The organism is Streptomyces sp. NPDC089919 (genome assembly GCF_040684615.1).
Classification (GTDB): domain Bacteria; phylum Actinomycetota; class Actinomycetes; order Streptomycetales; family Streptomycetaceae; genus Streptomyces.
The window spans coordinates 1-22,608 of sequence record NZ_JBFBGK010000010.1 but is presented as its reverse complement, the minus strand read 5'-3'; the positions used below and the strand labels follow the sequence as shown (position 1 = coordinate 22,608).

The following is a 22,608-nucleotide window of genomic DNA, read 5'->3' as shown; positions in this document are numbered from 1 at the left end:
CATGTCCGCACCGCTGCAGACCGCCGCCACCACCGACATCGCCGCCGCCACCGAGAGCGCCGACGCCGACCTGCTCGCCCGGACCGCGAGCGCCGTCCGCGAGGCGGGCACGGCGCTGCGCGAGCGCTTCGGCGAGGTGGTCCGCTACCGGAGCCGCGAAGAGCTGATGGACGCGCTCGCCGCCAACGACGACGCGGCCCTCGACATCCTGCGGCCCCGTCTGACGCGGCTGCGCCCGGAGGCCGGCTGGGTGGCGGAGGAGCTGGACGGCGGGGCGCTGCCGCCCGGCGAGTGGTGGGTCGTGGACCCGGCCGAGGGCAACGTCAACCACCTGCACGGGCTGCCGGAGTGGGCGGTCACCGCCACCCTCGTGCGGGAGAACCGGCCGGTGCTCACCGCCGTGCACCTGCCGCTGACCGGCCAGACCTACACCGCGCTCGCCGGCGCGGGTGCCCACCTCGACGGCCGGCCGCTGCACGTCTCCCCGACCGCGGACCTCGGCCTGGGCATCGTGGCCACCAGCCAGGCCCGGCCGGACGAGGACGAGGCGGTCGTGCGCCGGGTCGGAGCGGCGATCACCGCGATGCTCTTCGACGCGCTCGTCGTCCGGGCGGCCGTGCCGGCGACCCTGCACCTCCTGGACGTGGCCGCCGGCCGGGTCGACGCCTTCTGGCAGTTCGCCGGCGCCCGGGCGGATCTGCTCCCCGGATCCCTGCTGGTCACCGAGGCCGGCGGCCGGATCTCCGACGCCCAGGGCCGCCCCTGGACCCCGCAGAGCGGCAGCTTCCTGGCCGCCGCGCCCGGCGTGCACGCCGCTGCCGTCGCCACCCTCTCGCGCTGACCGCGCATCCCCACCCGCACGTACGGAAGGACCACATCAGCCATGACCACGATCGCAGTTCTCGGGAACGGCCGCGTCGGCGGCAACCTGGCCGCCGCCCTCACCCGGGCGGGCCACCAGGTGACCGTCGCGGACCGCACGCCCGGCGCCGCCGCCGAGGCCGTCCGCGGGGCCCGGATCGTCATCAACGCCACCCCGGGGGCGGGCTCGCTGGACCGGCTCGCCGCGCTCCGCGAAGAACTCCGGGACAAGATCCTCGTCGACGTGTCCAACGCCACCACCGACGGCCCGGACGGACTGCCGGCCGACCTGGTCCACCCCGGCTCGAGCCTCGCCGAACAGCTCCAGGAAGCGCTCCCCGCCACGCGTGTCGTCAAGACGCTCAACACCATGCTCTTCCCGGTGATGACCGCGCCCGCCACCCTCTCCCAGCCGCCGACCGCGTTCCTCTCCGGCGAGGACCCGGAGGCCAAGGGGACCGTCCTGGAACTCCTCACCGACCTCGGCTGGCGGCCGGAGTGGATCAGGGACCTGGGCGGGATCCGGACCGCCCGCGCCACGGAGGCCGCGGTCCTGTTCGTGCCGCACGTCATCCGGTCCAGCGGGTTCACCCCCTTCGCGATCTCCATCGCGGGCTGACCGCCCTTCCACCGAGCCGTTCAGAACCAGTTGACGGTGAGGTTGAAGGTGGTGGAGGCGGTGCGGGCGGCGGCGTCGGTGACCGCGACGGTGACCTGGACGGTGCCCGATCCCCAGGGCTTGCCGGTGATGCGGCCGGTGGCGGGGTCGATCGACATGCCCCAGGGCAGGCCGGTGGCCGCGTACCGCAGCGGTGCGGTGCCGCCGGTGGCGGTGACCTGGACCGTGCAGGACTGGTTGAACTTGCATGCCTGGGGCCCCGGATCGGCCACCTTCGGATCCCCCGACGGCGGCTCCGTCGTCCCGCAGCCCGGTGCCGCCGCGGCCGGCAGCGGTACCCGCCACACCTGCGTGTCGTTCTCCGAACCGACCAGCAGGGTCTCGCAGTCCGCGTAGGTGACCGTCTCGCCCTGCGGCTGGGCGGGCAGCGGCACCTCGGCCAACTTGGTCCCGGAACCGTCGTACACGTAGGCCGTGTTGGCGCCCAGCGGGCCCCCGCTGCGCAGTGCGTACGAGGTCCCGGTGGGCGCGTACGCCCCGTCGGTGGCGAAGACCGGGCCCGGCCGGACCGGGGTGAGGGTGTTGACCTGCCCGGCCACCGGCGGCAACGGGGCCTGGTACAGCTTCCCGGCCGCCCCGATCAGCTTGCTGGCGACGAAGATCCGGCCGGTGACCGGGTCGGCGAGCAGCGATTCGGCGTCGTGCCGGCCGTCGGAGTACGCGAAGCGGTAGGTCACGGGCGTGACGGTGGCGTCCGCGAGGGTGTCCGGCTCGGGGAAGGCGTGGACCTGGATCTCCGCGCGGGCGCCGAGGTTGTCCCCGATGTCGCCGGCCAGCACGACCGGCCGCCCGGTGGCGTCCCGGCCGACGGCCAGCGCCTCCCAGTCGGTGTTGGCGGTGCCGGCCAGGGTGAGGGTCGCCCGGAGCCGGCCGGTGGCCGTGGTGCAGTCCACGGCGAAGACCTGGTTGGTGTTCCCGCTGTCGTTGACCGCGTAGAAGACCCCGGGGTGGCGGACGCTCGCCCCCATCCCGCTGAACTCGGTGAGCCCGGCGGGCAGGGTGCAGTGGCGCTCGGCCGCCAGCGGGGTCGGCGACGCGGCCGAGGCGGGGGCGGCGCAGAGGCCCAGGGAGAGGGCGGCCGCGGTGGTCGCGGCGGCCCTGCGGAAGGCGAGGAGGAGAGGCATGCGGACAATGTGACGAGGCCGCCCGCAAAGTCCAAGGCGCGGCCACCCGCGCGTTGGGCATGGCCCCGGCGCCGCGCGGGCATCGCCCGCCCGACGCATCGACGGCACGGGCCTGGAAGCGCCACCGTGGCCGCCCCCCCCGGGTCACCTTGTGCGCGCGGGCCTCACCGACTGGGCTCCCGAACCGGCGAGTTCTGCCGTACGTGGCTGAGGAAGGCCCGTCCCGGGCGGCTCAGCGGGCGCCGGGCGTGGACCACTCCCACCGGGCGCAGCAGCGGCGGGGTGAACGACCGGACCTGGGCCCGCTGGCCGAAGGCCCGCGGCACCACGTCCCGGTACCAGATCAGCGAGCCCCGCCCGGCGATCACGCCCGTCACCCAGGCCAGCCGTTCGTCGGTCTCCAGGGCCGGCACCGGCCGCACCCCGAACGCGCCGAACATCGCCTCGAGTTCGGTGCGCCGCCCGGTTCCGGGCGTCGGCAGGACCATCGGGATCCCCTCCAGGCTGCGGAAGGGCACCGGGTCGGGCAGCCGGGTGCCGAGCGGAGAGATCAGCACCACCTCCCGCTCCTGGAGGGGATGTGCGGAGAGCTCCTTGTCCACCGGCAGGTCCACCAGGCCCAGTTCGGGCTCGCCGTTGCTGATCGCCTCCACCAGGGCCTCCCGGCTGCCCAGTTGGTGCAGCCGGACCTCGATCCCGGGGTGCCGGGCGGTGAACGCCTCGACCAGGTCGGGTACCAGGTCCCAGGCCAGGGTCGGGGTGGTCGCCAGCTGCAGCGCGGCCGGCGGACTGCCGGCGTGGCAGACCCCGATGTCCTCGATCGCCTCCACCGCGTCCAGCACCGTCCGTGCCAGCCGTACCACCCGGGCGCCCTGGGGCGTCAGTTCCACCCCGCGGCTGTTGCGGGCCAGCAGCTCCACCCCCAGATCGCGCTCCATGGCCTGCACGGCCCGCGACAGGGCCGACTGGGCCACGAAGACCGCTGCCGCCGCGCTCGTGATGGACCGGTAGTCCGCGACGGCGACCAGGTACCGCAGCTGCGCGAGAGTGGGGGTCATGAACGGACGGTAACCTCCACGGGGTTGGTGTGTAAGAGGCAGACGTCTGAACTCTGGGCGGCCTCCCGGTCACGCATGCCGACCGGGCAGCAAGCCATACCGGCCCGGCATGAACGGTCCCGGCCACCGGCCCCCCGGACGCCCCGCGAGGGGCCCCCGACCACGGGCGACCGCGCAGGCCGGAGCCCCGGGCACCGCTCCACCGCTGCGGATTCCGTGGCCCGCCGGCCACGTCCGGACCCGGCCAAAACCGTCCGGACGGCCGTTGACAGTGCACGGCGCTCCCCGCACGATCTGCCCCCGGCCCGGATCGTCGGGCCGGTCCGCCCGGTCCGGCCGTCGTTCACCTGCCTGAACGGCGCCCGCCCGCTGCGGTCCGGGCCGGCCGCCCGCCCCCGGTGCGGCCCCGTCCGCCGACACCGTCCGCACCACCCGGCCCGCCCGCCCCGCCCCGGCACCGCGCAACCGTCCGGCCCGCCGTACGCCCCGCAGGCCCCGCACCGCACGGCACACGCAAGCAGCCACGACGCATCCCGGAGGAGCGCCCGTGACCCCCCAGCCGCTTCCGTCCCCCCGCGAACGCGACCTCGTCGTCGCGCTCGGACCCTTCGAAGAGCCCCGGCCCCAGGTCGTCGTCGCCGCCGAACGGGCCGGCGCCCTCGGCCTGCTCGACCTCGGCCGCGACGCCCCGGCCGCCCGCCGCGCCCTCGCCGACACCGCCGCCGCGCTGCCCGGGCGGACCTTCGGCGTCCGGGTACCCGCCGGCTGCCCCCTCGGTCCGCAGGACCTGCCCCCCGCGGTGGACACCGTCCTGCTGGCCGACCCCGCCCTGCACCCCCGTACCGCCTCCTGGTCCGCGGGCGGCCGGCGCCGGGTGTGGGCCGAGGTGGTGGACCCCGGCGAGGCCGCCGGGGCGGTCGCCGCGGGGGCCACGGCCCTGGTGGCCAAGGGCCACGAGGCCGGCGGCCGGGTCGGCGCCACCACGACCTTCGTCCTGCTCCAGCAGCTGCTCGGGCCGGCCGAACCGGGCGTACCGGTCCTCGCGTACGGCGGGATCGGCCCGCACACCGCGGCCGCCGCCGTCGCCGGCGGCGCCGCGGGAGTGCTGCTCGACACCCAGCTCGCCCTGACCACCGAAGGGGCGGCGGAGCTGCCCGGGCCGGTGCTCGCGGCCCTGCGGGCGATGGACGGCAGCGAGACCGTCGTCGCCGACGGCCACCGCGTCTACCGGCGCCCGGACCTGGACCCGCAGCTGCACCGGCCCGGCATCGCGCACCGGCTCGGCGCCCGGGGCCTGCACGCCCAGCCGCTCCCGGTGGGCCAGGACGGCGCCTTCGCGGCCCGGCTGGCCGCCCGGCACCGCACGACCGGCGCCCTGGTGCAGGCCGTGCGCCGGTCCGTCACCGACCACCTGGCCGCCGCGGTCCGCGCGGCGGCGCTGCGTCCCGCCGCGGACGGGCCGCTGCCGGTGGCCCAGGGCCCGATGACCCGGGTCAGCGACCGGGCCGCCTTCGCCGCCGCCGTGGCCGGCGCGGGCGCCGTGCCCTACCTGGCGCTGGCCGTGATGACCGGCGAGGAGGTGCGCGAGCTGCTGGCGGAGACCACCCGGCTGCTCGGGGACCGCCCCTGGGGGGTCGGCCTGCTCGGCTTCGCCCCGCCGGCGCTGCGCGCCGAACAGCTCGCCGAGGTCGCCGCGGCCCGCCCGCCGTACGCGGTGATCGCCGGCGGCTCACCCGCCCAGGCCGCCCCGCTGGAGGCCGCCGGCACCCGCACCCACCTGCACGTCCCCTCACCCGGTCTGCTGGAGCGCTACCTCGCCGAAGGCGCCCGCCGCTTCGTCCTCGAAGGCCTGGAGTGCGGGGGCCACATCGGGCCCCGGGCCTCCTTCCCCCTCTGGGAGGAGCAGATCGAGCGGCTGCTGGCCTGCGAGGACCCCGCGGCACTGGACGTGCTCTTCGCCGGCGGCATCCACGACGCCCGCTCCGCCGCCATGGCCGCCGCGGCGGCCGCGCCGCTCTCGGCGCGCGGGGCCCGGATCGGGGTCCTGATGGGGACCGCCTACCTCTTCACCGAGGAGGCGGTGACGGCCGGCGCCGTGCTGCCGGGCTTCCAGGAGGCCGCCCTCGACTGCGCCGGCACCGTCACCCTCCAGACCGCCCCCGGCCACGTCACCCGCTGCGCCCCGACCCCCTACGCCGAGGCCTTCGAGGCGCAGCGCCGCACCCTGGAGGAGAGCGGCGCGGAACCCCGCGAGGTGTGGGAGGAGCTGGAACGGCTCAACCTCGGACGGTTGCGGATCGCCAGCAAGGGGCTGCGGCACGCCGACGGCGCCGCCCCGGTCCCCGTGCCCGCCGCCGAACAGCGCCGCGAGGGGCTGTACATGCTCGGCCAGGCCGCCGCCCTGCGCAGCCGGCCCACCACCCTGGCGGCCCTGCACCACGAGGTCACCGCGGACGCGCACGCCCTGCTGGAGCGGCGGGCCCGGCAGTTCGCGCCGCCGCCCGCTCCCGGCCGCCCGCTGGACGTCGCCGTGGTCGGGATGGCCTGCGCCTACCCCGGGTCCGGAGACCTCGCGGCGTACTGGGCCCAGGTGCTGAGCGGGGCGGACGCGGTGACCGAGGTGCCCGCGGACCGCTGGGACCCCGCCGTCTACTACGACCCCGACCCGGCCCGCGCCGGCGAGCGCACGCCCTCGCGCTGGGGCGGCTTCCTGCCGCCGGTGCCCTTCGACGCCCTGGCCCACGGCATCCCGCCGGCCTCCCTCGCCGGCATCGAACCGGTGCAGCTGCTCTCCCTGGAGATCGCCGCCCGGGCCCTCGCCGACGCCGGGTACGGGCCCGGCCGCCACTTCGACCGTGGCCGGACCTCCGTGGTCTTCGGCGCCGAGGCCGGCACCGAACTCGCCGGCGCCTACGGCCTGCGCGCCCTGCACCCCGGCTACCTCGGCGCGCTCCCGCCCGGACTCGACGCCCAACTGCCGCACCTCACCGAGGACTCCTTCCCCGGGGTCCTCGCCAACGTCATCGCGGGCCGGATCGCCAACCGGCTGGACCTGGGCGGCGCGAACTGCACCGTGGACGCCGCCTGCGCCTCCTCACTGGCCGCCCTCGACCTGGCCTGCCGCCAACTGCGCGACGGCGACAGCGACATGGTGCTGTGCGGTGGCGCCGACGTGCACAACGGCATCAACGACTACCTGATGTTCGCCTCGGTGCGGGCCCTGTCACCCACCGGCCGCTGCCGGCCCTTCGACGCCGCCGCGGACGGCATCGCCCTCGGCGAGGGCGTGGCCGCCCTGGTCCTCAAGCGCCTGGAGGACGCCGAACGCGACGGCGACCGCGTCTACGCCGTGGTCAAGGCGGTCGGCGCGGCCAGCGACGGCCGCTCCCTGGGCCTGACCGCACCCCGGCCGGAAGGGCAGCGCCGGGCCCTGGACCGGGCGTACCGGAAGGCCGGGATCGCCCCCGCCCGGGTCGGCCTCGTCGAGGCGCACGGCACCGGCACCGTGGTCGGCGACGGCACCGAACTCGGCGTCCTGACCGCACTGTTCGAGAAGGCCGGGCCGGGGGCCTGCACCCTGGGATCGGTGAAGTCCCAGATCGGCCACACCAAATGCGCGGCCGGGCTGGCCGGACTGATCAAGACCGCCCGCGCCCTGCACGCGGGAGTCCGGCCGCCGACCCGCCAGTTGGAGCGCCCGCACCCCGACTGGCGGGCGGAGAGCAGCCCCTTCGCCTTCGACACCGAGGCCCGACCCTGGACCGCACCCCCCGAGCGCAGGATCGCCGGGGTGAGCGCCTTCGGCTTCGGCGGCACCAACTACCACGCGGTGCTGGCCGCCCACGGCTCCGGCCCGGAGCCCGCGCACGGCCTGGAGCAGTGGCCCGCCGAGCTGTTCTGCTTCACCGGCCCGGACCGGGCCGCCGCGGAGCGGGCCATGGACCGGCTGGCCGGCCGGCTCGCGGCCAACGACGCGGCCGGCCGGCCCTGGACCCTGCGCGACCTGGCGGCCGAGACCGCGGCCCGACCCGAGACCGACCCCGCGCCGTCCGGGCGGAGTTCCGCGCCCACCGGTCCCGGACCGGTCCAGGCCGCCCTGGTGGCCGGGGACCTGGACCAGCTCGCCGCCCGGCTCGCCCAGGCCCGCGCCGGCACCCCCGGCGACGGGGTCCACCTGCGCGAGGAGCAGGCCGGACCGGGCCGGATCGCCTTCCTCTTCCCCGGGCAGGGCAGCCAACGCCCCGGCATGCTCGGCGACTTGTTCGTCGCCTTCCCGCAGCTGCGGCAGCGCTACCTCGACACCGCGCCGCCGGCCGTGACCGGGGCCCTCTTCCCGCCGGCCGCCTTCACCGCCGAGGAACGCACCGCCCGCCGGGCCGCCGTCACCGACACCCGGATCGCCCAGCCCGCCCTCGGCCTGACCGGCGCCGCCCTGCACCACCTGCTCACCTCCCTCGGGATCCGGCCCGACTGCACCGCCGGACACTCCTACGGCGAACTCACCGCCCTCTGGGCCGCGGGCGTCTACGACACGGACACCCTGCTGCGGCTCAGCACCGCCCGGGCCGGGGCGATCCTCGCCGCGGCCGGCACCGACCCCGGCGCGATGGCCGCGGTCCAGGCCGAACCGGCGCTGGTCGAGGAGACCGCCCGCCGCACCGGCTGCGTGATCGCCAACCACAACGCGCCCCGCCAGTGCGTGGTCTCCGGACCCACCCCCGCCGTCGAGGCGGCCGTACGGGACCTGCGCGCGCAGGGCCTGGGAGCCGAACGGATCCCGGTGGCCTGCGCCTTCCACAGCGAGGTGGTGGCCGGCGCGGCCGACCGCCTCGCGGCCGAGCTGACCGGGACGGCGCTGGTGGGGTCCGCCGTCCCGGTCTTCTCCAACACCACCGCCCGCCCCTACCCCGACGATCCGGCCGCCGTACGGGAGTTGCTGGCCCGCCAGGTCGCCGAGCCGGTGCGCTTCGTCGACCAGATCGAGGCCATGTACGCGGCCGGTGTCCGGACCTTCGTGGAGGCCGGCCCCGGACGGGTCCTCACCGGCCTGGTCCACCGCATCCTGGGGGACCGGCCGCACACCGCCGTCGCCTGCGACGTGCCGGGCGAGCCGGGGCTGCCCCGGCTGCTCACCGCCCTGGCCGAACTGGCCGTGGCCGGCGTGCCGATGGACCTCGGGCCGCTGTTCGAGGGCCGCACCCGGGCACTGCCGGAGCAGCCGCCGCGGCGGCCCGGCTGGCTGGTCGACGGCCACCTCGTCCGGACCGCCGAGGGCGAGCCGGTCCCCGGCGGCCTGCGGCCGGCCCGCCGGATCGCCGCCCCACCCGCCGCCGCCGCGGAGCCGGCCGCCGACACCCGCGAGGCGGCGGTGCTCGCCTACCTGACCGGCGCCCGCGAGCTGGTGCGCGCCCAGCGGGACGTCCTGATGGGCTACCTCGGGACCGGCGCGCCCGCCCAACCCGGCCCGGTGGCGCAGGAGATGGCGGAGCCCGTGCCCACGCCGGCCGTCGGGACCGGTACCCCGGCCGGCACGGAACCGGCCGCCGAGCCCCCCGCCGCCGCACGACCGACCACCCCCGCCGAGGTCATGGCGGCCGTGCTGGAGATCGTCCACCTCCGGACCGGCTACCCCACGGAGATGCTGGACCCCGACCTGGACCTGGAGGCGGACCTCTCGGTGGACTCCATCAAGCGCGTGGAGATCATCGGCGCGCTGGCCGACCGGATCGGCCTCCCCGACACGGCCGACGGCACCACCGCCGCGGCCGTCGAGGAACTGTCCCGCATCAAGACCCTCCGGGGCGTGGTCGACTGGATCACCAGCCGCGCCCGGACCGCGCCGCAGCCGGCGGCGCCGCCCGCGGAACCGGCCGCCCCGGCCCTCCGCCCGCTGCGGCGGCTGGTGGTCGAGCCCGCGCCGGCCGGACCGGCCCGCCCGGCCGGCCCGGAAGCCGGCCTGGCCGGCACCCGGTTCGTGGTGGTCGAGGACGAGATCGGGGTGGCCCCCGCCCTGGTGGCCCTGCTGGAGAACGAACGGGCGCTGGTGAGCACCGTCGACCCCGGCCGGCTCGCCGCCGCCGAAGGCCTCGACGGCGCGGACGGCCTGATCGACCTCGGTGCCCTGCGGACCGCCTCCGGCCCGCTGCTCCCCGGCACCTTCCCGGGCCTGTGGCGCGCGCTGACCGGCGGTGTCCGCTGGCTGCTGCTGGCCACCGGCGCCGGCGGCTCCTTCGGCCGGGACGGCACCGGCACCCCCGACCCGCTGCCCGGTGCCGGGCTGCGCGGGTTCGCGCTCAGCGCGGCCAAGGAGTACCCGCACACGGCCGTGCGGACCGTCGACTGCGATCCCAAGGACCGCCCCGAGCTGATCGCGGCCCGGCTGCTGGCCGAACTGCGCACCGAGGGCCCGGTCGCGGTCGGCCACCGCGACGGCGAGCGCCGGATCCTGCGCACCGTCGAGACCCCGCCGGCCACGTCGTACGGGGAGCCTCCGGCCGGCGCCCTCCCGGGGCCGGACTCCGTGGTGCTCTTCACCGGCGGCGCGCGCGGCATCACCGCGCGGACCGCCCTCGCCCTGGCCCGCGCCACCGGCTGCCACATCGAGCTGCTGGGCCGGACCCCGGCCCCCGACGGGCCCGAGGACCCCGCCCTCGCCCACGCCACCGACCGGATCGCCCTGCGGGCCGCGCTGATCGCGCAGGGCATGCGCACCCCCGCCGAGATCGAGGCCGCCGCCGGGCGGGTGCTGGCCGCCCGGGAGGTGCGGGCCACCCTCGCCGCGCTGACGGAGGCCGCGGCCGGGGTGCGGTACCACCGTGCGGACGTCACCCGGGAGGCGGAGGTGGCGGCCGTGGTCGCGGACATCCGCGCCCGGCACGGCCGGCTCGACGGCATCGTGCACGGCGCCGGACTGCTGCGCGACGGGCTGCTGGCCGACAAGCGGCCCGAGGCCTTCGCCGAGGTGTTCGCCACCAAGGTCGACGGGGCCCGGCACCTGGCCGCGGCCGCCGCCGACCACGGCCCGCTCCCCGCCCCCGGCTTCCTCGTCCTCTTCGGCAGCATCGCGGGCGTGCTCGGCAACCGCGGCCAGGCCGACTACGCCGCCGCCAACGAGGCGCTGGACACCCTGGCCCACGCCTGGGCCGCGGCCGACGGCACCGGCCGGGTGCTGGCCCTGGACTGGGGGCCCTGGGCCGCCGACTCCGGCGGCATGATCACCCCCGAGCTGGAACGGGAGTACGTCCGGCGGGGCATCCCGATGATCCGGCCCGAGGCCGGCGCCGCGGCCTTCCTCGCCGAACTCGCCCACGGCCGCGACACCCAGGTCGTCCTGCTGGCCCCCGACCCCGACCCGGCCGCCGGCGGCCCGTTGAGCGGGGAGGGCCGCTCCGATGGCTGAACCGCGCTCGGGACCGCGCCCCGGCGACGCGGCGATCGTGGGCATGGGCGCCCTCTTCCCCGGCGCCGCGGACCTGGCGGCCTACCGGCGGAACGTCTTCGGCGGCGTCGACGCCATCGGCGAGGTCCCGCCCGGACGCTGGGACCCGCAGGTCTACTACGACCCGGCCGCGGCCGGGGGCCCGGCCCGCAGCGACCGCTTCTACTGCCGCCGGGGCGGGTTCGTCGACGGACTGGCCGCCTTCGACCCGACCCGGTTCGGGATCATGCCGAGTGCCGCGGACGGCGCCGAGCCGGACCAGCTGCTCGCCCTGCACGCCACCGCCCAGGCCCTGGCCGACGCGGGCGGCGAGGAGCGGCTGCCGGCCGACCGGTCCCGGATCGGGGTGATCCTGGGCCGCGGCGGCTTCATGGGCACTGCCACCGCCCGACTGGACCAACGCGTACGCACAGCGCATCAGTTGGCGACCAGTCTGCGCGAACTCGCCCCGGAACTGGGCGAGGAGCGGATCACCGCCGTCCGGACCCTCTTCCAGGAGGCCCTGGGGCCGGAACGCCCGGACGCCTCCATCGGCCTGGTGCCCAGCTTCACCGCCGCCCGGATCGCCAACCGGCTGGACTTCCAGGGACCCGCCTACACCCTGGACGCGGCCTGCGCCTCCTCGCTGCTCGCCGTCGACCAGGCCGTGGGCCTGCTCGCCGCCGGACGCTGCGACCTGGTCGTCGCCGGGGCGGTGCACCACTGCCACATCGCCACCCTCTGGAGCGTGTTCACCCAACTGCGGGCCCTGAGCCCCAGCGAGCACATCCGCCCCTTCGACCGGCGGGCCGACGGCACGCTGCTCTCGGAGGGGACCGGTGTGGTGCTGCTCAAGCGCCTCGCCGACGCCGAGCGCGACGGCGACCGGATCTACGCCGTGCTCCGCGGGGTGGGCGTGGCCGGGGACGGCCGCGCGGCGAGCCTGATGAGCCCGCTGGTCGACGGGCAGGTACGGGCCCTCGAACGGGCCTGGCGGGATGCGGGCCTGGACCCCGGGAGCCCCGGTGCGCTGGGTCTGCTGGAGGCGCACGGCACCGGCACCCCCGTCGGCGACGCCGCCGAACTTGCCACCCTGGGGCGGGTGTTCGGCGGTCCCGGACCCGCCGGGCCGGACATCGCGCTGGGCTCGGTCAAGTCCATGGTCGGCCACGCGATGCAGGCCTCCGGGATGGCCGGGCTGATCAAGGCCGCGCTGGCGGTGCACGAGGGCGTCCTGCCGCCCACCCTCCACCTGGAGGAACCGCACGCCGGCTTCGCCGGCACCCGGATGCGGCCGGTCACCACCCCCGCCCCCTGGGACCGGACGGACCGCGCGCCCCGCCGGGCCGGGGTGAACGCCTTCGGCTTCGGCGGGATCAACGCGCACGTCATCCTGGAGGAAGCCCCCGGGGCCGGGGCCGCACCCGGTGCCGGGCGCCGGTCCGGGCGCACGGCCGCGGGGCGCCCGCGGACCGCGGGCGGGTCCCCGGGGCGCCGCTTCCTGCCGGCGCCCGAGTCCGGACCGGTGCCGGGCCCGGAGGCCGTGCTCCGGCTGAGCGCGGAGGGCCCGCGCGAACTGGCCGGGCAGCTGGCACAGGCCCGGGCCGGCGGGGCCGCAGCGGCGAGTCCGGCGGCGGTCGGCCGGCCGGGCGCCGGGCCGGCGCCGGCCTCGCCCGCCGGCGACGGACCGTACCGGCTGGCGGTGGTCGGCCCCACTCCCCAACGACTGGCGCTGGCCGCCCGGGTGGTGGAGCGGGGGCTGCCCTGGCGGGGCCGGGGCGGGGTGTGGTTCACCCCGCGGCCGCTCCTCGGCCCGCACGCCGCGGCACCCGGCCGGATCGCCTTCCTCTTCCCCGGCCTGGAACCGGAGTTCGCACCCCTGGTGGCCGACGCCGCCGACCGGCTGGGCCTGCCCCGCCCGGTCCTCGGTGGCGGACCGGGGCTGATCGAGCGGGCCCTGGACGCGATCGCCGTGGGCCGCTTCTACGCCCGCGCCCTGCCCGCCCTCGGCATCCGGCCGGACCTGCTGGCCGGCCACAGCCTGGGGGAGTGGGCGGCCATGGTGGTGGCCGGGATGTACCCGGAGCAGGCCGTGGACTCCTTCCTGGGCGCGCTGGAACCGGACTCCCTCAAGGTGCCCGACCTGGTGTACGCGGCCCTCGGCTGCGGGGCCGAGCGCGCCGCCCGCGCCCTGCACGGCCTGGATCGGGTGGTGGTCAGCCACGACAACTGCCCCCACCAGTCGGTGGTGTGCGGGGCTCCGGAGCAGGTGGCCGAGGTGCTGGCGCGGCTGCGCGGCGACGGCGTGCTGGGCCAGGAACTGCCCTTCCGCTCCGGCTTCCACACCCCGATGTGGGAGCCGTACCTCGGGCAAGTGAAGGCCGCCTTCGGTCGGTTGCCGCTGCGCCCGGCCGAGCTGCCGGTGTGGTCGGCCACCACAGGGGAGCCGTACCCCGAGGACCCGGAGGGCGTGCGCCGACTGGTCCTGCGGCACCTGCTCGAACCGGTGGACTTCCGCACCCTGGCCCTGCGGCTGTACGAACGGGCCGGGGTCCGCGCCTTCGTGACGGCCGGGCCGGGCTCCCTGACCGGGTTCGTCGAGGACACCCTGCGCGGCCGGGAACACCTGGCGGTGAACGCCTCGGTACCCCGCACGGACGGCCTGGCCGGGCTGCGCCGCCTGGCCGCGGCCCTGTGGACCGAGGGGCTGGCCCCCGACTGGACCCGGATCACCGATCCCGTACCCGGCCCCCGACCGGACGAGCCGGTGGCCGCCCGGCGGCCGGATCCACCCACGGCCGGGCCCCGGCCCGCGGACCCCGCCGCCGGGCCGGCGCACGCCCCCGCGCGCCCGGCCCCGCCGCCCGCCGGCGACCGGGCCCGAGCGCTGGACCTCGGATCCCCGCTCGTCCGCCTCGGCGCGGCGGCCCGGTCCCTCGGCCCGGGCCCGGTCCCGGCCGGCGGCCCGACGGCCACCGGCGGCCGGGCGACGGCCCCGGCGTACACCGCCGGGGCCGGCGACCCGGACCTGGCCCCCGCCGACGACCTGCCGGCGGCCCTGCGGACCGCGCTGGCGGCCGTACTCGACGAGGCCCGGGACGCGGTGGCCACCGTCGCCGGAGCCTGGCGGCGGCCACCGGCGCCGCGCCCGCTACCGGACGGCCTCCCCGGGCCCGCCGCCGCGGCCGCGCCGCCGGTGCCGTCCGGTCCGGCCGGAGCACCGTACGAGGAGACCCGGACGCTCTCCCTGGAGACGCTGCCCGCGGTCGCCGACCACTGCGTCTACCTCCAGCCCCAGGACTGGCCGCACGACGCCGACCGGTTCCCCGTGGTGCCGATGACGACCATGCTGGAGCTGGCGGCCGAGGCCGCGCTGCGGACCCTGCCGCCCGGCACGCCCGCGGTGGTCGTCGGGTACGAGGACATGCGGGCCCTGCGCTGGCTACCGGTGGCCCCGGCCGTCGAGGTCCGGATCGGCGCACGGCCCGAGCCGGGCGGCCGGGTCCGGGTGCGCATCGGGGACTGCGCCACCGTCACCGTGCTGCTCGCCGCCGCCCACCAGGCCGCCGCGCCGCCGCCCGACCCGGCCCCGCTGACCGGTGAGGCGCCCGCGCCGGTCAGCGCCGAGGCGCTGTACCGCGACCGGTGGATGTTCCACGGCCCCCGCTTCGCCGGCGTCCACGAGGTGACCACGGTCGCCGAGGACGGCCTGCGCGGGGTGCTGCGGGCCCTGCCCGCCCCCGGCGCCCTGCTCGACGCAGCCGGTCAACTCCTGGGCCACTGGATGCAGTTGAAACTGGACCGGGACCGGCTGGTGTTCCCCGCGGTGCTGGGACGGATCCGGCTGTACGGGCCGCCGCCGCGCCCCGGGGAGCTGCTGGCCGCGACCGCCCGGATCCACGAGGTCGGCCCGGCCTCGGTCCGCGGCGAGGTCGAGCTGCGGTCCGCGGACGGCACGGTCCGGGCGCGTCTGGAGGACTGGACCTACCGCCGCTTCGCCGCCGACGAGCGGGTCTGGCCCATGAAGTTCACCCCCGAGGTCTGCGGGATCGGCGAACCGCAGCCGGGCGGCTGGTGCACGGCCGTCCGCCGCTGGACCGACCCCGCCTCGCAGGAGCTGGTGATGCGCCGCTACCTCGGCACGGCCGAGCGCGCCGCATACGAGCGGCTGGGCCCGCGGGCCCGCTCCGCCTGGCTGCTCGGCCGGATCGCCGCGAAGGACGCTCTGCGCGAGCTGCTGTGGGACGCCGGGGCCGGCCCGGTCTTCCCGGCCGAGGTGACCGTCACCGGCGACGCCACCGGCCGGCCGGTGCCCGGCGGCCTGGCGGCCGGCCTCCGGCTCTCGATCGCGCACAAGGACCACCTCGCCGTCGCCCTCGCGCACCCGGACACGGACGTGGGAATCGACGTGGAGACCGTGACCGAGGACCCCGACGCACTGCGCCGGATCGCCCTCACCCCGGACGAGGCCCTGCTCGCCGAACGGCTCGCGGCCCGGGCCGGCACCGGCCTGCCCGTCGCGCTCACCACCCTCTGGTGCGCGAAGGAGGCCGCCGCCAAGGCGGCCGGCACCGGGCTGCGCGGCCGCCCCCGGGAGTGGACGGTCACCGCCGGTCCCGAGGCCGACGGACTGTACGTCACCGCACCCACGGGCCACCGCCACCCGGTCCGCACCTGCCTGCTCCACGCCCCGCCCCGGCCCGGCGCGCCGCCGGTCACCCACGTGGTCGCCCGGACGGACGCCCCGCCCCGCACCCCCGACACCCGCTGCCTCCCGACCCCCACGGAGACCGGTCATGGAATCTGACGCGACTTCAACCGACGCGCACCGGACGGCGTCCGGCACGCTCGCAGAGATCACCCGCATGCTCGCCGACGTCGTCGGCGAGGAGTTCCTGCTGGCGGACGAGGTGACGATGGAGACGACCTTCAACGACGACCTGGCCCTGGAGAGCATCGAGTTCGTCGCCCTCGCCGAGCGGCTGCACCAGCGCTACGGCGCGGCGGCGGACCTGATGGGCTTCCTCGCCGAGAATGACATGGAGCAGATCCTCGCGATGTCCGTCGGCGACCTGGTCGCCCACATCGACCGGGTCACCCGCACCGCCCTCGCCCAGGCCGCCCGCCCGCGCCCCGCCTCCGCGGCCTGACCCGGGACCCGCCGTGACCGACATCCTCGCCAACTCCCTGCGCTGGCACGTCCAGCGCCTGCCCGCCGCCCTCCCCGACCCGGACCGGGAGCACCGGGACGACCCGGCCGGTCCGCCCGGCCCGGCGGTCGTCTTCCTGCACGGCCTGGTCGTGGACAACCTGTCCAGCTTCTACTGCCCGCTCGCCGTCCCCGTCGCCCGCGCCGGGCACGAGGTGGTCCTGTACGACCTGCGGGGCCACGGCCTGAGCGAACGACCGCCGACCGGCTACGACACCCGCACCGCGGTCGCCGACCTGGCCGCCCTCCTCGCGGCCCTGGGCCTGGCCGGCCGGCCGGTGCACCTGGTGGGCAACAGCTACGGCGGCACCCTGGCCCTGCACACCGCCCTGGCCCGGCCCGAGCTGGTGGCCGGACTGACCCTGCTGGAACCGCCGTTGAGCGGGGCCTGGGTGGAGAACATGGTCGACACCCTGTCGGTGGCCGCCCTCAGCCTCGAGGACAGCCCGGTCTCCGCCGAACTCGCCGGGCTGCGGCTGCGCAAGGCGGCCCGGCTGACCGCCGTGGCGGACGCCCTGCTCAACCACACCAGCCTCATCGACGACATAGCGGCCGCCCGCACCTTCGGACCGGCGGAGTACGCCCGGCTGCACTGCCCGGTCCTGACCGTCTGCGGCGAACACTCCGAACTGCTCCCCGGCGCCCGGGAACTGGTCCGGCACGCCCCCGACGCACGGCTGCGGGTGCTGCCGGGGCTCGGACACGACGTGCTCAAGGAGACCAGCGGGGTGCTCCGGGCCGCCGTCCTGGGCCACCTGGACACGGTCCGGCAGGCGGCCCGGACCGCCGAGCGGGGGGTGCTGGTGCCATGAGGTTTCTCTTCGTGGTCCCGCCGCTGGCGGGCCACGTCAACCCGACCCTCGCGGTCGCGGCCGAACTGGCCGCCCGGGGGCACCAGACCGCCTGGACCGGACCGCCGGAGGTCCTGACCGACCTGCTGCCCACCCGGGCCCGGCTCTTCCCGGCCGGCGATCACGGCCCCGGCCAGGGTGAGGAGGCCACCGACTACCCCGCCCTGCACGACCGCTGGCGGGACCTGCGGGGCGTGGCGGCGCTGCACTTCCTGTGGAGCCGGGCACTGGTACCGCTGGCGCACGCGATGCTGCCCGGCGTCGAACGGGCCGTCGCCGCCTACGCACCGGACGTGCTCGTCGCCGACCAGCAGGCGCTGGCCGGTCCGGTGGCCGCCCGGCGGGCCGGTATCCCCTGGGCCACCTCGGCCACCACCTCGGCGGAGTTCACCCGGCCGTTCGCCGGATTCCCCAAGGTGGCGGAGTGGGTCACGGAACAGATCACGACCCTGCTCGCGGACCTGGGAGAGGCCCCCGACGGCCCGGACCCGCGGTTCTCCCCGCACCTGGTGATCGTCTACTCCACCCCCGAACTGATCGGCACACAGGGACAGTTCTCCGACCACTTCGCCTTCGTCGGACCCGCCCTCGGCGGCCGGCCCGGGCGGGCGGCGGAGTTCCCCTGGCAGCGGCTGGACCCGGACCGCAGCCGGGTCCTGGTCTCGCTGGGCACCCTCAACCAGGAGGCGGGCAGCCGCTTCTACGCCGCCGTACTGGGCGCGGCCGAACGGCTGCGCCGCCGCACCCAGTTCGTGCTGGCCGCACCGGCCGCACTCACCGGACCGGTCCCCGGACACCTGCTGCTCCGGCCCGCCGTGCCCCAACTCGCCCTGCTGCCGCACCTCGACGCGGTGGTCAGCCACGGCGGCCACAACACGGTGTGCGAAACCCTCGCACACGGCCTCCCGCTGGCCGTCGCCCCGATCCGCGACGACCAGCCGATCGTCGCCGAGCAGGTGGTCGCGGCCGGGGCGGGCGTCCGGCTGCGGTTCGGCCGCACCCGCCCGCAGGACCTGTACGAGGCGGTCACCGCCGTCCTCGACGACCCCGGCCACCGCCGCTCCGCCCGACGGATCCAGGCCTCCTTCGCCGCGGCCGGCGGCGCCGCCGCCGCGGCCGACCGGTTGGAGAAACTGGCATGACACCCGCACCGCACGGCCGCCTGCTCTCCGCCGCGGCCTTCACCGCACTCGCCGCCGGCACCCTCCGCGCCCGGCGCCGCCTGGGCGCCCTGCCGGTGCTGCCCGCCCCCGGGCCCCGGCCCACCACCGGAGCCCCGGCACCCGCCGCCCCGCGCAGGCTGATCACCGCGGCGGGCGTACGGGTCGACGAGGCGACCCTGGCCGCGGCACTCGCCCACGCCGACCACGCCGGCCTGGGCGTCCTGGAACTGCTGCCCCGGAACCTCGACCCGGAGCGGGCGCTGGGCCTGCTGCGGCTCGTCGACCCGGCCCGCTACCGGGCGGACCGGCTGGCCCCCGGACACGGCGCCGGATACGCGCTGCTGGTCACCGAGGACGTCCTGGACCGGGCCGGGGTGGACCCCGACACCCCTCGGGAGACCGCCGAACTGCTGGCACTGACCGCCACGTTGAAGGAGTACGCCGCCGGGGACACCGACCTGGCCGTCGCCCCCGGCCTGACCGCACCGCCGCCCGCACCGGACCACCGGGTGGCCGAACTGCTCGCCCAAGGACTCCCCGCCGGCCCCCTGACCGCCGCCCAGCTCGCCGGACTGGCCCTGCTGGCCGCCGGAGCCCTCCGGCACGGCCGCTGGGGGGCCGCGGCCGCCGCCCTCTACTGGGCCCAGCCCTACCTCGTCCTCGCCGGCGGGCCCCTGCACCCGGCCGGGCTGGGCCGGGCCACCGCGGCCCGCCCGTACCGCTCGCTGCGCACCGGCCTGCACACCGCCGTCGGGGTGCGCGTCGCCGCCGCCGTCCGGGCGGCCCTGGGCACCGACCCGGCCCGGACCGCCGAGTACGCCGCCGACCTGGCGGCCGGCACCGACCGGTTCTTCGAACCGCGCCGCGCCGACTGCCCGTGGTGCGCCGCGGAGGAACTGGAGGTCCGGGTGCGGGTGCCCGACCTCCTCCAGGGCAAGCCCGGCCGCTTCACGCTCGAGCAGTGCCGGTCCTGCGGACACGTCTTCCAGAACCCCCGACTCACCCCGGACGGACTGGACTTCTACTACCGCGACTTCTACGACGGTCGCGGCGGCGAGGGCGCCGGCCTGGTCTTCGGCCGGCTCGGGGACTCGTACCGGGCCCGCGCCGAGATGCTGAAACCGTATGCCAGCCCGGCCAGTTGGCTGGACGTGGGGACCGGGCACGGCCACTTCTGCTCGGTGGCCCGGGACACCTGGCCCACCACCCGCTTCGACGGGCTCGACATGGGCGACGGCGTCACGGCCGCCGAGCGGCGCGGCTGGGTCACCACCGGCCACCGCGGCCAGTTCCCCGAACTGGCGGCCAAGCTGGCCGGCCAGTACGAGGCCGTGAGCATGTACCACTACCTCGAACACACCCGGGACCCGTTCGCCGAGATCGAGGCGGCCGCCACCGCGCTGGCCCCGGGCGGGCACCTGCTGATCGAACTGCCCGATCCCACCTCGCGGGCGGCCCGGCTGCTCGGCGGCCGCTGGCTGCCCTGGTTCCAGCCCCAGCACCAGCACCTCATCCCGGCCGCCAACCTCCGCCGGGCGCTGGCCGAGGCCGGCTTCGACGTCATCGCGGTGGAACACGGCCGGGCCCACCAGCGCAACGACTTCGTCGGCGCGGTGGCCCTGACCGTCAACCGCCTCGCCCCCGACCCGGACAGCCCCTGGGCCCTCGCCGCGGCCGGTGGCCGGCCCGGCCGGCTCCGCCGCGGCACCCGCCAGGCGCTCCGCGCGGCGGCCCTGCCCTGCTTCGCCGCCGCGGCGGTCCTGGACACCGTACGCAGCGCCGTCGCCCGCCGGACCGACAGCGGCAACGCCTACCGGCTGATCGCCCGCAAGGCCCCCGCCGCCCCGCCGGAGGTCCGGCCGTGACCGCGGCCCGGGCGGCCGGCGGCACCACCGCCCCCGGCGGGACGGCCACCGGTACGACGCCCCCGGCCGGGCCGGCGGCCGCGGGGACGGCTCCACGCGGGTCCGCGGCCACCGCCCCCGCCCCGCCCGCCATGCCACCCGCTGCCCCGCCCGCCCCCGCCGACCCGTCCTCGCTCGCCCGGCGGGCCACCGCGGACCCGCTCTTCCGGCTGGTGGCGTACGCCCTGGAAGCCGCCCACGGGCGGGCGCCCACCGCGGTGTGGAGCGCCCCGCACGCCTTCCACCTTGGTTCCCCCGGCCTGGTGGCCGCCGCGGGCTGGCCGGTGGCCGCCGCCGCGGCGCCCCGTACCGACGGCACGGTACGGCTCAGCTCGCTCGGCCACCCCGCGCAGAGCTGCGCCCTGGCCCTGACGGGGGCACCTGGGGCGGAGGTACCGGACTGGGCCCGGCGCCCGTACGCCGTGCTGCGGGCGCTGGCCGCGGCCGGTCACGGCCGCGGCGGCACCGACCTGCACGTGCACGGCACCCTGACCGCGGCCGCCGGACTCTCCCTGACGGAACCGGCCGACTGCGCGGTGGCCCTGGCCGCCCTCGACGCGCACGCGCCGGGCGCCGGGCCGGTACCGCGGGCCACCGTGGCCCGGATCCTGGCCGCGGTCGCGCCCCGGGACGACCGGGCGCTGCGCGAGGCGGTGCTCTGGGCCCGCCCCGGCACCGCGCTGCTGCACACCGACGGCGGCCGCCGGCACGTCCCGTTCGACCCGGCGGGCTCCGGTACCCGGCTGGTCCTGATGGCCGTCCGGGGCGAGCCGGCGGACCGGGGCCCGGACCTGGCCCGGGCGGTGGAGAGCGCCCGCCGGGCCGGCGCGGTGAGCGTCTGGCCGCCCGGGGACGGGCCGCCGGGAAGCGTGCTGCTGCTGCTGCCCGCGCCCCGCCGGAGCGCCGTCCGGGCCGCCGTGGCCCAGGAGTTCCGGTCCCGGTGCCGCCCGGTCCCGCGGTTCCTGAACATCGCCGTGACCGGGGCCGCCCGGCGCGAGGACTGACCCCCGCCCGCACCTCCACGGCCCGTCCGCCCATCCGATCCGCCCATCCGCCCGTCCGCCCATCCGCGACGAAGGGAACACCGTCATGAGAACCCCCGGCCCACGGGCCAGGAAGGCCGTCGGCGCACTCGCCGCCCTCGGCCTGGTCACCGCCGCATCGCTGGTCGCCTCGGGCGCCTCCATGGCCTCCGGGCCCGCCGGGGCGCCCGGCCTGCGCCCGGCCGCAGCCGCCCTGCCCGCCTACGACCACGTCGTGGTCGTGGTCTTCGAGAACAAGCAGTACGGGGAGGTCATCGGCAACTCCGCCGCTCCCTACGTCAACCAACTGGCCGCCGGCGGCGCGAGCCTGACGGGCATGAAGGCGCTGACCCACCCCAGCCAGCCCAACTACTTCAACCTCTTCTCCGGCGGCACCCAGGGGATCACCGGCGACGGCTGCTTCACCGCCCAGTCGATGACGGCCGCCAACCTGGGCCAGGAGGTCATCGCCGCCGGCAAGACCTTCGCCAGCTACAACGAGGACCTTCCCGCGGAGGGGTCCACGACCTGCAGCAGCGGCAAGTACGCCCAGAAGCACAATCCCTGGTTCGCCTTCAAGAACGTGCCGCTCACCACCGGCAAGACCTGGGCGCAGTTCCCCAAGAACGACTTCACCGCCCTGCCGAACGTCTCCTTCGTCGTGCCGAACCTGTGCAACGACATGCACGACTGCGCGGTGGGCAGTGGCGACACCTGGCTCAAGACCAACCTCGACGGCTACGCCCAGTGGGCGAAGACCCACCACAGCCTGCTCGTGGTGACCTGGGACGAGGACAACTACCTCGGCTCCAACCAGATCGCCACCGTCTTCCACGGCGCCGACGTCAAACAGGGGACGTACGCCACCGCCTACAACCACTACAGCCTGCTACGCACCCTCGAGGACCTGTACGGCACCGGCCACGCGGGCAACGCCGCCACCGCCACGCCCATCACCGAGGTCTTCGGCACGGGTGGCGGTACCGAGCCGCCGTCGGGGGATCCGAAGGTGGCCGATCCGGGGCCCCAGGCCTGCAAGTTCAACCAGTCCTGCACGGTCCAGGTGACCGCGACCGGCGGCACCGCACCGCTGCGGTACGCGGCCACCGGCCTGCCCTGGGGCATGTCGATCGACCCCGCCACCGGCCGCATCACCGGCAAACCCTGGGGATCGGGCACCGTCCAGGTCACCGTCACGGTCACCGACGCCGCCGCCCGCACCGCCTCCACCACCTTCAACCTCACCGTCAACTGGTTCTGAACCGGACCGAGTCCAGGCCCAGTGGGGCGGGCCCCACCCCCCCGCCCCCGCCCCGGGGC

12 protein-coding genes are annotated in these 22,608 nt (G+C 77.3%); 10 read left to right on the top strand and 2 right to left on the bottom strand.

The window, feature by feature from the left end:
• Position 1 precedes the first annotated feature (1 nt).
• Both AB0O40_RS06835 and AB0O40_RS06830 read left to right on the top strand, forming a co-directional pair.
• Positions 2-841: an inositol monophosphatase family protein gene (locus tag AB0O40_RS06835; protein ID WP_365036413.1), complete on the top strand. Its 840-nt coding sequence runs from the start codon at positions 2-4 to the stop codon at positions 839-841.
• A 42-nt stretch (positions 842-883) separates the two neighbouring features.
• A complete protein-coding gene (locus tag AB0O40_RS06830) occupies positions 884-1,480 on the top strand; it encodes an NAD(P)-binding domain-containing protein (protein WP_365036411.1) in 597 nt (198 codons plus the stop codon).
• Between the two features lie 20 nt (positions 1,481-1,500).
• Here the strand turns inward: AB0O40_RS06830 and AB0O40_RS06825 are convergent, their stop codons facing one another.
• Both AB0O40_RS06825 and AB0O40_RS06820 read right to left on the bottom strand, forming a co-directional pair.
• A complete protein-coding gene (locus AB0O40_RS06825) occupies positions 1,501-2,664 on the bottom strand; it encodes an Ig domain-containing protein (protein ID WP_365036409.1) in 1,164 nt (387 codons plus the stop codon).
• A gap of 164 nt (positions 2,665-2,828) precedes the next feature.
• The gene (locus AB0O40_RS06820) at positions 2,829-3,722 is read right to left on the bottom strand and encodes a LysR family transcriptional regulator (RefSeq protein WP_365036407.1); all 894 of its coding nucleotides are present in this window, start codon (positions 3,720-3,722) and stop codon (positions 2,829-2,831) included.
• 547 nt (positions 3,723-4,269) lie between these two features.
• On the opposite strand from AB0O40_RS06820, the gene AB0O40_RS06815 reads away from it, so the two are divergent.
• The 8 genes from AB0O40_RS06815 (at position 4,270) to AB0O40_RS06780 (ending at position 22,549) form a co-directional block, all read left to right on the top strand.
• Positions 4,270-11,121, top strand: coding sequence for an SDR family NAD(P)-dependent oxidoreductase (locus tag AB0O40_RS06815; protein ID WP_365036405.1), 6,852 nt, complete (start codon positions 4,270-4,272; stop codon positions 11,119-11,121).
• A complete protein-coding gene (locus AB0O40_RS06810) occupies positions 11,114-15,946 on the top strand; it encodes a beta-ketoacyl synthase N-terminal-like domain-containing protein (protein ID WP_365036403.1) in 4,833 nt (1,610 codons plus the stop codon). Before AB0O40_RS06815 ends, AB0O40_RS06810 begins: the two co-directional genes overlap by 8 nt.
• Positions 15,936-16,289: an acyl carrier protein gene (locus AB0O40_RS06805; RefSeq protein WP_365036401.1), complete on the top strand. Its 354-nt coding sequence runs from the start codon at positions 15,936-15,938 to the stop codon at positions 16,287-16,289. The genes AB0O40_RS06810 and AB0O40_RS06805 overlap by 11 nt, the downstream gene beginning before the upstream one ends.
• Before the next feature lie 13 nt (positions 16,290-16,302).
• The gene (locus tag AB0O40_RS06800; RefSeq protein ID WP_365036399.1) at positions 16,303-17,160 is read left to right on the top strand and encodes an alpha/beta hydrolase; all 858 of its coding nucleotides are present in this window, start codon (positions 16,303-16,305) and stop codon (positions 17,158-17,160) included.
• A complete protein-coding gene (locus tag AB0O40_RS06795; protein WP_365036397.1) occupies positions 17,157-18,341 on the top strand; it encodes a nucleotide disphospho-sugar-binding domain-containing protein in 1,185 nt (394 codons plus the stop codon). Before AB0O40_RS06800 ends, AB0O40_RS06795 begins: the two co-directional genes overlap by 4 nt.
• Positions 18,338-20,227, top strand: a complete 1,890-nt coding sequence (locus AB0O40_RS06790) for a class I SAM-dependent methyltransferase (protein WP_365036395.1) — start codon at positions 18,338-18,340, stop codon at positions 20,225-20,227. The genes AB0O40_RS06795 and AB0O40_RS06790 overlap by 4 nt, the downstream gene beginning before the upstream one ends.
• Entirely contained in the window at positions 20,224-21,270 is a 1,047-nt protein-coding gene (locus AB0O40_RS06785; RefSeq protein ID WP_365036393.1) for a galactokinase, read from the top strand. The genes AB0O40_RS06790 and AB0O40_RS06785 overlap by 4 nt, the downstream gene beginning before the upstream one ends.
• A gap of 85 nt (positions 21,271-21,355) precedes the next feature.
• A complete protein-coding gene (locus AB0O40_RS06780; protein WP_365036391.1) occupies positions 21,356-22,549 on the top strand; it encodes an alkaline phosphatase family protein in 1,194 nt (397 codons plus the stop codon).
• Positions 22,550-22,608: the final 59 nt, after the last annotated feature.